General features: G+C 55.2%; 12 protein-coding genes. 2 read left to right on the top strand and 10 right to left on the bottom strand.

The window, feature by feature from the left end; all coding sequences use genetic code 11:
- Positions 1-47: 47 nt before the first annotated feature.
- Positions 48-953, bottom strand: a complete 906-nt coding sequence (locus HBUT_RS01905; RefSeq protein ID WP_011821554.1) for a metal ABC transporter substrate-binding protein — start codon at positions 951-953, stop codon at positions 48-50.
- Positions 954-1,043: 90 nt separating this feature from the next.
- Between HBUT_RS01905 and HBUT_RS01900 the strand changes: the two genes are divergently transcribed.
- Positions 1,044-1,832, top strand: a complete 789-nt coding sequence (locus tag HBUT_RS01900; protein ID WP_048061390.1) for a metal ABC transporter ATP-binding protein — start codon at positions 1,044-1,046, stop codon at positions 1,830-1,832.
- A 117-nt stretch (positions 1,833-1,949) separates the two neighbouring features.
- Here HBUT_RS01900 and HBUT_RS01895 read toward each other — a convergent pair whose 3' ends face one another.
- From HBUT_RS01895 to HBUT_RS01865, 8 genes are all read right to left on the bottom strand, one after another.
- The gene (locus HBUT_RS01895; RefSeq protein WP_011821552.1) at positions 1,950-2,651 is read right to left on the bottom strand and encodes an RNA-binding protein; all 702 of its coding nucleotides are present in this window, start codon (positions 2,649-2,651) and stop codon (positions 1,950-1,952) included.
- Positions 2,652-2,672: 21 nt separating this feature from the next.
- A complete protein-coding gene (locus HBUT_RS01890) occupies positions 2,673-3,026 on the bottom strand; it encodes a hypothetical protein (protein ID WP_011821551.1) in 354 nt (117 codons plus the stop codon).
- Positions 3,027-3,092: 66 nt separating this feature from the next.
- Positions 3,093-4,049: a hypothetical protein gene (locus HBUT_RS01885; protein ID WP_011821550.1), complete on the bottom strand. Its 957-nt coding sequence runs from the start codon at positions 4,047-4,049 to the stop codon at positions 3,093-3,095.
- 35 nt (positions 4,050-4,084) lie between these two features.
- Positions 4,085-4,216 carry a hypothetical protein gene (locus HBUT_RS09975; protein WP_267195211.1) on the bottom strand — a complete coding sequence of 44 codons (132 nt, stop codon included), beginning with the start codon at positions 4,214-4,216 and terminating at the stop codon, positions 4,085-4,087.
- Positions 4,217-4,221: 5 nt separating this feature from the next.
- Positions 4,222-6,933, bottom strand: a complete 2,712-nt coding sequence (locus HBUT_RS01880) for a P-loop NTPase family protein (protein WP_011821549.1) — start codon at positions 6,931-6,933, stop codon at positions 4,222-4,224.
- A 396-nt stretch (positions 6,934-7,329) separates the two neighbouring features.
- Positions 7,330-7,677 (bottom strand): DUF5518 domain-containing protein, encoded by a 348-nt coding sequence (locus HBUT_RS01875; protein WP_011821548.1) that lies wholly within the window; start codon positions 7,675-7,677, stop codon positions 7,330-7,332.
- 240 nt (positions 7,678-7,917) lie between these two features.
- Positions 7,918-8,820, bottom strand: coding sequence for a mechanosensitive ion channel family protein (locus HBUT_RS01870; RefSeq protein WP_011821547.1), 903 nt, complete (start codon positions 8,818-8,820; stop codon positions 7,918-7,920).
- 6 nt (positions 8,821-8,826) lie between these two features.
- Positions 8,827-9,522 (bottom strand): DUF432 domain-containing protein, encoded by a 696-nt coding sequence (locus HBUT_RS01865; RefSeq protein WP_194840487.1) that lies wholly within the window; start codon positions 9,520-9,522, stop codon positions 8,827-8,829.
- 366 nt (positions 9,523-9,888) lie between these two features.
- On the opposite strand from HBUT_RS01865, the gene HBUT_RS01860 reads away from it, so the two are divergent.
- Positions 9,889-10,926, top strand: coding sequence for a single-stranded-DNA-specific exonuclease RecJ family protein (locus tag HBUT_RS01860; protein WP_011821545.1), 1,038 nt, complete (start codon positions 9,889-9,891; stop codon positions 10,924-10,926).
- On the opposite strand, the gene HBUT_RS01855 is transcribed toward HBUT_RS01860, so the two are convergent.
- Entirely contained in the window at positions 10,923-12,410 is a 1,488-nt protein-coding gene (locus HBUT_RS01855) for a hypothetical protein (RefSeq protein WP_011821544.1), read from the bottom strand. The genes HBUT_RS01860 and HBUT_RS01855 overlap by 4 nt on opposite strands.
- Positions 12,411-12,425 lie beyond the last annotated feature (15 nt).

The raw sequence follows: 12,425 nt of genomic DNA, 5'->3' as shown, positions 1-12,425 counted from the left end.
TTGAGACACAACAGGGATGTTCATTGCAGCCACGCCTCCACTCCTCCTTAGCCCTTTAGGTTGCGAGCCTCAGCCACGACTGCCTCGAGCTTGTCAAGCACGCTACCAGCCATGTAGGGGGCGGGGACACGCAGGATAGGTATGCCATACTCTTCTGCAAGCTCGGCTAGCTTCTCATCGGCGGGGGTTGCAGGCTTACCGTTCTCTAGAACCATTACCACTGCCAGCTTAGCCTTACCAGCCTCAAATAGCCTCTTAACCTCGGCCAGGTCTTCAGTTGACGTGCCCACACCGTGCTCCCTCACTAGTAGTTTCACCACGTGGATGCCAAGCCACTCTACGGCGTACTGGATGGAAGGCGTAGAGCCCACAGCGGTAACGTTAAGCTGTGGGGCTACAGTGGTAATATTGTTAAGCCTCTCCAACACCTTGGCCACATTGGACCGGTAAACTTCTGCGCAGCTAGGCCTAAGCTCTGCAAGCCTCTCACCAAGGTACCCTATGAATATTCTGTAGTTGTACGGATTGTATATTGGTATGTGGAGGTTTAGCTTTCCAGTATCAGGATTGACTAGTATACGGCCCCCATGCTCGCGAAGAATGTCCGGTATAACTATCAGCTTGTCGGAAGATGCCTTCTCGGCTAGTGCAGTCTCGAAGGGTGCATGCCCCGTAGAGACTACTATGCTTGCCCTACGGAGCAGCTCGTAGTCGCGCAGTGTTAGCTGGTAACTGTGGGGATCCACGCCCGGCGGTGCCAGGCTATAGACTGTATCGTCGCTACAGACTATCTGGCGAATATCGTCTATGAGATTTGGAAAAGACACGACAACTATGAGTCCCTGGTTCTTACTGCTAGTCCAATTACCGCCACGGCTGAGTATCGTGTATGCTGTAAAGCTTGCAGCTACGAGTACCAGTGTGGCCGCTATAGCGGCTACAAGTCTAGACATGGCATCTACCTGCCCCGGAGGCTATCCGCAACTGTGCACACCTTATATAAGGGTTTCTAGTTAACTGTGCACAGCTGGGGTAGCCCTAGGATGGAGTGTAGAGAGCCAAGCATAGTACTCGACAACGTAGCCGTAAGCTATGGCGGCGATCCGGTGCTAGTTGTAGACCATCTAGAGCTGCGGGGTCCAGCACTAGTCCAGGTGCTAGGCCCCAACGGTGCCGGGAAGACCACGCTAATCCGGACGATACTTGGTCTCATAAAACCGCTACGAGGTAGGGTCACCGTCTGCGGTAGGGACGTTACGGGCAACCCTGCAGCGGCAGGTAGGCTTACAGGCTACGTGCCCCAGCTGGCACGCACGCTTACCCACTTCCCGGTAACCAGCTGGGAGCTCATCGAGTTCGAATACCTCCTCAGAATCGGTAAGAAGCCACGCCTGCTAGCCAGTGCAGAGGACAAGACTATGGTAGAGGCTGTGCTGAGACAAGTCGGGCTAGGACGCGAGACCTGGTCGAAGCCGATATCCAAGATGAGTGGCGGGCAGAGACAGCGGACACTCATAGCACGCGCACTGGTGCACGACCCACCGATATTGCTTATGGATGAGCCCTTCTCCGCCGTAGACCCCCAGGGGAGGTGTGAGCTAGCCCGCCTCATAGCAAAACTTGCCAAGGACAAGCTCATAGTGGTCACGAGTCATGACCCGATGTTGCTAATAGACTACACGGACTACATTGTACTGGTCAACAAGAGGATAGTAGCCCACGGTAAGCCGTCGGAAGTGCTCCGCGTAGAAATCCTCCGCAAGGTCTATGGTGAAGCGGCAATACCAGTCGCACGCCACATACATATAAGTGATAGTCATATATTAATATAATCCATGGGGCTATCCGAAGAGGGCTATGTGGAGCGGACACGGGCCGGACCGCCCACTGACCACGCGGCGGGGTGGAGTGAGGACCGCATCCTTGGCCGAAGCCCTCTCCACGAAGCCCTACCTAGCCTTTCTCCCAACTATGTTGTAGATTACAGCCTCCACACTACCCCTATCGATAAGGTTTGCAGGGGGCCTTCGGCCAGGCTTGCAGACATCGGTGTTTAGTGGCCCGCTACAATACATGGCTTCGCTTATTTCGCCGTAGAACTCCCGTGGGGGTAGTATTGCTGCGGCTCGCAGTTCGCCCTTCCTCACGTCGGGTAGGTTGGTTACAATGGTGTAGCCTAGTACCCCGCGAGCCCTTGTAACGAAGAGCTTCTCTGCGCTTGGATGCTTTGTTATAGTAAGCACCTCAACACACTCAATATCAACAGCGTGTAGCGCGTCATTCTCATCGCCCAGTGAGAGCCTATACCCCAGACCATAGAGGGTGCGTAGCGCGTAGCGAGCTTCAGCAATAGCCATTCTTGTCTTCGAGTCTAGCTTTGCTCCAGCGAGGCGCTCCTTTGAGAGCAGCGTTTTTGCCAGCTTTCCAGCGTATTCCCTAACCCTTTCAACCTCCTCGGATCCCGCGAGCATTGTTGGCGGTATGAAGCTGTACTTTATCCTTACAATCAGCGAGCGTAGCTCGGAGACAAGGGCTTCGACTTCATGCCAATTAACCGGTATGGGTATACGGCGGGCACGAACAATATTCTCTAGAAGCGAAACTGCATGCTCGGCTACCAGTATCCGGTAATCGTTACGTGTATCAGACAAGCCTACCCCGCCTCCCTCCTCTCAGAACCCTGCCTCCTCTATAGCGCTAAGCCTCTCGATTGCAAGCTTGTGCTGTGCAGCTAGTAGGTGTTGCTTCGCCTTCAGCTTCTCTATAAGCTCCCTGTGGCTTTTCGCAAAGGCGTAGAGGCCGTATGGTGTGTAGTAGACCTCATTGCAATGCCACATGTGGGGTTGCACAGCAAGCTCTGGGACAGCCTTAATGTAGACCCAGTCATCATAGGTCGAGAAGGCTATGAGCATGTTTACCCGGGACTCGCAGAAGAGCAGGGTGCACGAACTTGTCTCCTCTACAGCTACGGCCTTGCTGCAGAGTCCGCTGGATATGAGTAGTTGTCTCAGCCCACTAGCCGCCAACACGTGATCCCCAAAACTAGTAGGGGGATTAGGAATGTGTGTTATTTATCTGGCAGCTGCTGTGTGCTAGTACAGTCTTACCTCGCAGAAGGCTATTCCGTGCTTGCAGAGGTTCAGTGCTGCGTCGATGTATGCTGGATTGCTGCTAGCTAGCTCGGCAAGGTCCAGCCTATCAGCCTCGCCGAGCTTTATCATCAGCTCCTCCTCTAGCTCCGTGAAGCCCAGCCTGGCTCGCGCCTGGAATAGCGCCTCTACTGCTGCTACCAGGCTTTCACCCTCAAATTTCATGTCTAGGCTCTGGGAGAGCCTTGTTAGGAGCTTTTCTACGATCCTCCGGGAGTTGTTGAGCCTCTCGTATGCCTTCCTAACCGTCTCGGCTGTCGCATCTAGCTTCTCCACGCTAGCTATTTGTGGTAGCTCCTTTACAGCATCCTGCGCTGCTACTATCTCGGATAGTAGTGTGGATAACCAGTTGCAGTAGGGTAGCTCGCCTAGCGTCGCGCTGTACTCTTTACAAGCTAGCGTCGCCTCTGTTACCTCGCTCATGCTAGAGGCTATCGAGTCCATGAGCCCAGCTATCTCTGATACGCGCCTAGAGACCCTCTCGAGCCTCGCAATGGCCTCCTCAACGCTCTCGCTTCGGACAAGCCTTGAGACCAGCACGACCGTATCAGGCCACTTTATCAGCCCCCGTTTCTCCAGCAGCTTCGCCGCCCGATAGACGTCTACCAGCCTCTCAGCAACTGAGCCCCAGTGGGGAGCAAGCTTCTCAGCATTGTGTACTACATCGTCTGCCTTCTCCACGCCGGCTGCTAGTATCGAGTGTATAATCATTGCCAGCGGCCCACTAGCCTCCAGGATAGCCTTTAGCAGCTGCACCGCCCGTGGCGCCGGGCAGGTTTCGGCGGTGAGGCCGTTCCAGGCTATCGTCGCGGCTAGCTGCTCGACAGCCCTCCTACAAGCTGCTTCTAGCCTCGCCCCGGCCTCCTCGTAGCTGCCCGCGGCGAGGTAGTCACGGGCCATACGGAGTTCGTAGACTATGTCGCTGCGGCTGGCCCTCAGGGAGCAGGGGCTGCGAGCCCCTCTATGGCGTCCAGCAGCCTCCCCATTGAGGCTAGCTTCTCGGCCCTAGCCTCGGCGTCTGCGAGGCTCACACGGTACTCCTCAACCAGGTGCTCAACCGCGTACATGGTTATCACCCTGCCAGCGCCTCACCCTCAGCCTTCTCCTGTCTGGCAGGCGCGCCGCCCTCAAGGCTAGAAATAATCGTGTCTAGCCTGGAGAGGAGATCTCCACGCAGCTTCTCAAGCCTCAACGCCTCGTGTCTCTCAGCGAGCCCCACAAGCTCCGCCAGTGCCTGGACAGCCCGCTCCATGTATGCTGCGACATCGTCCAGCGTGTTGAGCTGCTTTAGATCTGCGGCCACTGCCTCCTCAGCTCTGGACCGCAGTGTGTCTGGGAGCTTCTGGATGCTGGAACTCACAGCCGCGTAGAGCCTCGCTACCGCGGCAGCCTTCTCGGCTAGGGCCGAGACAGCGGCCTCCAGCACCCTTACATGGGGTTCCAGGAGCCCAGCAGCCCCACGGAGCTTCTGGATGGCGTCCTCCAGGGCCTGGAGGATAGCCTCGGCCTCATTGGCTAGCTCGGCCAGCCTCCCAAGCGGCCCCTCACGTGGTAGCTCGCGGGCCGCAGCTGCAAGCCTCGCTATCACCTCACCGGCCCTCTCAAGGCTCGGGGGCGGTGGTGGCTCCTCGAAGCCCAGGAGCACCCTTAGCACCCTCGGTATACCCGTGGCCTTGCAGCCTGCTGCTATGTTGCGAGCCTCAAGGAGCCCCTCCTCCTCAGTTAGTTGGTAGAGCTTCTGGGCCTCCCTCAGCGCATCCAGAGGCTCCTCGAGTCCGGGCGTGTCCCAGCTCCTGCTCCCCAGCAGTTCTATGGCCCCAGCCTCGATGCTGGAGACCCGCTGTGTGAGCTGCTTGAGAACCTCCTCGGCATGTCCTGCTGCCCCGCCGCCGGCTGCGACAGTGTAGGCTGCAGGGCTGGCCAGCGCTGGGTACCTCTCCTCGAGGAGCCTTGCGGAGGCGGCTACCCTGCTCGCCGGCCCAGTCGGCTCGGCTAGCGAGTCGAGCACGAGGCTGCGTAGTAGCTCCGCATAGAGCCTCAACACCCTGCGGTCTGGCCCTGCTAGACTCTCGGGGCTGCAGCCCTCGGTGCCCACGGCGTAGCCGTAGAGGAGGCTGTAGAGGAACATGCTGAGCCTAGGCCCAGCTTCCGCGACTATTGAACCGGTGAGCCTCGCAGCGGCCTCGAGCCCTCCGGGGATGCCGGAGCCGCGCCCGTTGGGGGATAGTAGGAGTACCAGCAGCCTCTCCCCGCCGGCCATCCTGCATGCTAGCTCTGAGGCATAGGCCTGGGCGAGCCTAGCCGGCAGCAGTAGTAGCTGCAGCTCGCGGCGCTCCAGTACGCGGTCGGCGCCGGTGAGGGTTGCGACACGGCCACTATAGTCTACGAGTTCGTCGAGGGAGAGGCTCTCAACAACCTCTACAACCTGCCGCGCACCAGCCTTACGTGCGCAGCCCACTAGGGGGCTACTGCCCGCCGAGGGGTAGAGCCTCGCAATGCTCGAAGGCCTCAGCGCAACATATACCTCGTTCCCCCTCTCGACCCTTGGCGCGAGAAGGTCAGGGTTAAGCGACTCAAGAAGCTGGGCAGCATGGGGGTCATCCGCGTAGACCTCGCGGGCGACGTCAGCGGCTAGGCTGAAGAGCTCCCTTAGGGCCTGGGGCTCAAACACGACCCAGCCGTCAAGGCTCCAGGCGGCTACGACGTGCTCAAGCGCTGTTAACGCGTGCTCCACACTCTGCATTCCATAGCCACGAGCCCTAGCAAACCTCTCCATCCACGCCTGGGCCTCGCCGACAAGCTCGTCAACACTCGTAACCGTCCTAGAGAACACCACGGCCAGGCTAGGCTCCGGCAGCACCTCCCTGCCGGTAAGCTTTGAGAGTAGGCTGCTTGGTACAGGGCCGGGCAACACTGCTAGGAAGGGAGTGAGAGCCTTATCCTCAAACAGCCTCTTAACCTCACGGAACCCTGTGCGGTCGAAGAGCGGCACACCCTCCACAATCTCCCTGCCGAGAGCCTCCTCCCCAAGCAGCAGGGCCTCAACATGTTCTGGGCCAGCAAGGAGAGCCTCGTAGAGCCTTGGCACAACGTTGTCTATGAGCATTTTCGCCCATGCTATACGGCCCTTAGAAGCCCACCAAACCATGTTAGCTAGCAGTTCAACAACCTGGGCGTCAGCATCATCCTTGACAGCAACCTCAACCATGCGCTTGATAACACTCTTAGGCAGCAACGGCAACGTGTAGATACGGCTACGCCAAGCGACAGGGCCGAATACAGCCTCCTTAAGTGTAGATGATGGACCGAGAGCAAGGACAACATAAGCTCTTGAAGCCCTAGTCCTAATAGCCTCTGCCACGCCGCGGAAGGGCGACGTCTCATAGGTTACAACGCCGCGTAGCAGGTCATAGCTCTCCTCTACCTCGTCAATAAGCAGCACGTAGACACTTGACTCGCCAAGCCTGCTAGCAGCAAACTCCTCAATGACCCGAGGCAGGTCAGACTCATGGACGGTCCCATACCTCTCCACGATAAAGTCTACAATCTCCGAAAGCTCTACACGGAGCGCAGCAACACCAAGTCCCCTAGCAAACTCTTCAAGATAGCGGAGCAATGTAGTCTTACCAGAACCGTAAGGTGCAACAATCACTGGCATCCAATACTCCTCAGCGCAACCCTCAACATAGCACTTGATAAGCCCCTCAAGCTCCCTCCTAATCCTCTCATGTTCCGGGCTAAGGTCGCACCATCCACTCTCAAAACAGCGACCATTAGCAGTCAATAATAGACCCCAAAATGTAATCTTACATAGCCGGGCTGCAAGCAAGTAAAAACCCTCAGACACATCCACATAGAGCGCTGGAGAATGATGACCCCGCGCCTTCAGAGCAAACAAGAGCAATGAAGAGGGTCTTGAGTACTGACACAAAATCGATATATATGATGTAGTGTGTTAAGCTCGGCACGACATGAATTAAATTCTTTCACCTGTAGGCCTCCTGCGGTAAGTAGTATGTGCGAGTCTTCCATAAACCTGGGTAAGCCTTAGCTAGGCTCAAGCTAGTGTTCATGCTGTGGCGTTATTCCAATTCCTTGGAACTGGGCAAGCGATGCAGCGTGAAAACCCATAGAACACGCCCTGAAATCTACATGTACTCCAGACATTGCAATCTCGATGTTACTGCTGGTTTTCGGCCTTCTTCCCAGCTATAGCCCCTCCTATCAGCCCTCCAATACCACAGATCAACGCGATTATTAGACTCGCGGCGACGAATTTGAGCCCTATTAATCCTCCTACGAGAGCGCCAGCCAGGCCGGCAAACATTCCGCCAAGCAATGTTACGACTATGGCAAGGATTATTCCGCCGAGGAGGCCTCCAAGAAATCCTGCTAGGAAGCCGCCTCCTGCACCCTTCTTTGCAGCGTATCCGCCTGCAATACCTGCAAGCAGGTTACCCAGGACAGGTATCCAGCCTAGCAGAATATTGAGAATGAAGGTTACGATTATTCCAAGCCCGAAACCCAACCCACGATTCACCTCTGTTGGAACAGTTGCATTGTAGTGTTTAAGCGTTAGTGAACTTATAGTTTTTGCGTATTTTCGCTGGAACACTCTTGCAAGAGCAACCGTGGCGAGTAAACCGTGAATGGTATAGATCTTGGCTGGACCACAAGTGGGAACCCCCCGGTCAGAGGGAGGAAATGTCCACACCGAGACTGGCTTCGGGGCGACCGAAAGGTCATCATCCATATTGTTGATATAATACTAGGAGTCTCCTACCATGCTTGTGTTTTTATTGTCTTCTCTTATGCTCTCTTGGTTTTGTTCCTTTTCTCTCTCCATAGGCGAGAACTCTACTGGTATCGTTGTTGAATCCTTTATGTGTAGATCTAGCTGTGGGAATGGTATCTCGACACCAGCTTCTTCCAGTACCTTCTTTGTCATCGTCTGTAGTTCTATCTTGGTGTTAAACCAAACCTGCGGCGGGGTCCAACACCGAATCTTGAGGATTACGGCTGAATCGGCATAGCGGTCCACGAATATTTGTGGGCCGGGATTTACGAGGCAGTAGGGATGCTCCTCAATCATCTTTCTGAGGGCTTCAATGGCTTTCTCTATGTCGCTCCGGTAGCTTATCCCGACCTCGTACTCGACTCTCCTGGCTTTGGTGCGTTGGTAGTTTTCTATTTTTGCGTCGAACACTTTTGAGTTTGGTATCCGTACAATGTAGCCATCCCAAGTTCTTATTCTCGTCGAGAGTATGCCTATGTCTGCCACGATGCCGCCAACATTGTCTATGTTTACTGGGTCTCCCACACGGAGCGGCTGCTCTATTAGTAGGAAGATACCGCTAACGAGGTTTGAGATTGTCTGCTGGCTGGCAAGACCTACGACCAGGCCTGCGAACCCGCCTGCAACTATTAGGCCGGAGAGGCTGACGCCGAATAGGCCTAGTATAGATATGGCCCCTGCTGCAACTATACTGTAGAAGACTATGTTTTCTATTGTCTTGTAGATGTGGAGGGGTAGCCGTTGCTGTAGACTCCTTCTTATAACATGCTTTGCCATTGCTGCTATGAAGACTGTTGCTACTATTATCGCCATGGATGCAAGTATCTTACCGGCATATGCCTCTAGACCAGCTATCAATCCATCCTGTTGGCCCATGCATGGTCACCCGAGGGGGGTTACGAACGTCTGAGTTATGGGGATGCGTGGCAAGTGCATTCTAGCACCTAGCGGTCTCAGATCCTCCACGTTTGGTCTACCCGAAAGCTTTGACTCCGCTCTCTGCCCCGAAACAACTACTTCGAGCCTTGGATAGTATATAATGCTGCCATCGCTATAGAATTGTAGGCCGGCAATGTGGAAGCCTACGCCTGAAAGTGATGCTTCCTCGCCGCGAAACATTATCTCCATTACAGCTTCGCCTGGCTCTAGTTTGAGGACAGCTGGCTCCTTGGCTATACGTGTACGGTAGTACCTACAAATATTGCCATCAACTATATCACCAATAAGGGTGTATTTTACTCGAAGAGGCGCTACATAGCCTATTACAACGCTCCTAGTCATGACAGCTAGATCGAACGGCACGACAGCCCAGATATGCGTACCACTGTGGACTACGAGTGGCTCGGGAAACTCTAGGTAGATACAGTTCGAAATTCTCGAAGGCCTATGTACTGGGGCTACTGGCTGCAAGCCAACCCTTGTAGAGCCGAGAATCCGTGCCCTAGTGCAGCCGTAGGGATCACAGACTTCAAGCTCTCCATTCTCTGTATAGTTTGCACGTACAAGCCCATACTCTAGAGTGCTGCCAGGCTTTAGCTCAAACAATGCAATGCCACCGCGACGGCTACTCTGAAGCATAGCGGCTAGCCCTTCGTTAAAAATCTCGCCAGACACCATCAATGCCAAATTAGGATAGCTACATCTGCAGTGTTATATTCTGATATCCTCATCGACTCCGAAAACCCTTTTGCATGTCTATCTTGGTGCTCTCTGCAGAATCAGCAAAGACGCATTGTGTAGTGTTCGACGTAAACGTTAAGCCCCAATGGAATAGTAATGTGTAGCGTAGAGGGGGCCCGATGCCCGCAACATAGGCGCTGAACCCAATGCGGTATTGATGAGAGGGTCAGAGTGGGGTCAAGTGCTGTCCCAAGGGCCCCCGATTCGCAGCTGGGGCTGGCTTGATAGGGGGCTCCCTGGGGCCTAGCTGTTTGGGGTTTACGCGTGGCGGCTAAGACTGCTGTACGCATACCAGTACTAGTAATTGCTGACTGGGATGCGGATGGCGCCACGTCGGCTGCCATGATATACTATGCGCAGTACTACCGGAAAGTGTATCCTCTCCGCGGCAGACATGACATGCATCTCGCGCCTGCTGGACCTCGAAGCTTTCCCGACACACTGGCCCAGCACTTAGAAGCTTATGGATGCCCCGATGTCATAGCAGTACTTGATATACCTTTAACCGAGCGTGTCTACTCATCACTCCGAAACGCGCTGTCCCAGTGTAAGGGGCTAAGGCTAGTCTACATAGATCACCACTTCTCCACTCTTTACATGTCGAAGAAGCTCTACGAGCTAAGCGAAGAGATCTACCTTGGCCACAAGCCAACAGCGATATTGACGTATCATCTCTTGCGCAGTCTCGGAGTTCAGAGGCTCACACCGAGACTACAAGCATTCATGAATGCTGTCGGGGTGCTTGAGAGGAGTAGGAGGCCGCTAACAGAAGCGGAGGCGAGGATAGTAAAGCTTGCAGCAAGCATATCAAAGGCCTCCACTGTTCTACGCGATGCTGAGCTATGGAGAAAGCTTGTGCGGTGGCTCGCGAGTCCACTGCCCCAAGACTTGCCTATAGATAGGGAGATGGTTGAGCGCGTCATAAGAATAGCTGAGGAGAGCGATAGGGAGATAATGGATAAGGCCAGGGAGCTGGCGTTCTCTGCTAGGAGGATAGGCTACATAAAGCTCGTGGATGCCCGCGGCAAGTGGAGCGGCCGTGGAGCAAGCGCGCTTGCATCTAAGCTGTATAAGGTTCTACGCCAGCCGGTGGCTCTGCTCGTCGAGAGGGGTGATGGCGCCCTTCTCCTCATAATCCGTAGCCGTGGGCGTGGAGCATACAGGGTGGCGGCTGGCCTCATGCGGGAAGGTCTAGCAGAAAACATTGGTGGGCATGGCGGCTTGGCGGTAGTGAAGTTGCGCAGTGGCGTGGATATGAGGCAGCTGGAGGAGGAGCTTAGGAGGCTAAGCCTAAGCCTCTAGAACCAGTACCCCTGAAGCGCCTCTAGTAGCTCCTCGGCCCTATCCCCGGCTATGACGCCGTGGCTTACCAGTTCTTCGAGGCCGCGAGCTGCAAGCCTTTTAAACTCCTTCGGATCCACCCTACATGCCTCCGTTGCTGGCTCGACTGTCTCGCCGAACCTCTTCATGGCATGGATTGCCTCCTCAAGCCTAGCCACGAGCCGAGAGCTGGCCCTCCACGAGCTGATGGGCTCTCTACCCCACAGGGGTTCCCTCTGAGCAGCTAGTGGGGGTACGAGTAGTAGCCTCCGGCCTCCCTTCCCCCTCCTCAACTCTGCAACACCGATAGCGACGTGGAGTAGTGCTGGTCCCTCGCCGAGGACCTGGCGTTGAATCATACCGGCGCCGCAGAGTGTGGAGCGGCTGGCAGCAACCCTATCTAGTAGAGAGTTTATAGCCTCTAGAAGCTCGTCGGAGAACGTGACAGCCTTATGTTTTAGCTTCCTAACCTCTGCCAGCTTTCTCTCGCGCTCCCGGACCAGGTTGTGGATCTCCTTCTCCTCGCCCTCAATCCTCTTAGAGTAACGTTTCCTAACGGTCTCGGTCTCCTCCTCGAGCCTTCTCTTCAGCCTCTGTAGCTCCTTCTCAAGCCTCGCGACCTCCCTAGCCCTCTCTCCCTCAACCCTCCCACGCCTCTTCAGCTCCTCGATACGTGTGGCTATCTCCGCCATGCGCCTCGAGTACCGGTCCCAGAGCTTACCAACTATATCCTCCAGCTCCGGCTTAACATTAGCCATCTTCGCGTTTATCCTGGACTGAACGGCTTGTATAGCCCTACCATACTCGCCCGTTATGTGCTCAGCTTCACGGTCGAGAGCCTCTACTACAAGCTGTGTAGCCCTCATAACTATCTGCTGGAGCTGTTCTAGCATCTTGTAAGTGTGGAGAATCTCCATACAAGCCTTGTCAAGAACTTCAAGCATCTTCTCGGCATCGTAGGGGTTGAGTAGAGGGCCTATTATGCAGTCCTGCCTAACAGTGGCCTCCCTGGAGACAGTGACGAGATCCTCGACAGACTCGACATCCTCAACGAGGCCTGGAACCTCTACAGTCTTATATTCAAATACATTGTCGAGAAGCCTCCAGAGATCCCTCATAAAGTCTAGCGCCTTGTGGGGGCCAACTTCTGGTATCGATTGTGCAAGAGCAATAGCCTCCGAAAGCCTGGCTGGAACGGGGTAACGCGACCTGAACACATGTAGGCCGAGGAGATCTACGAGGAGAACTCTTCCATCACTACGGCGTGTTATGAAGAAGGGCCAGTAGACTATTGAGAGTCTTGAGACTCTCTCAGGCCCTGAGAATAAGCCTCTGCGCCTCCTCCTCAGCTCCACATAGTACAGTATCGATGCAGCTGCCACATGGTGTGGCGCTTCCGAGGGGACCTCATCCTCCCATAGCGCTATTGGTGTTGCAAAGCTTCTCAGCTGTAAACTTCTCTCCAAGACCCTTTACACCCT

It is taken from the genome of Hyperthermus butylicus DSM 5456, from assembly GCF_000015145.1.
GTDB lineage: Archaea > Thermoproteota > Thermoprotei_A > Sulfolobales > Pyrodictiaceae > Hyperthermus > Hyperthermus butylicus.
This window is presented reverse-complemented; position numbering and strand designations above follow the sequence as displayed.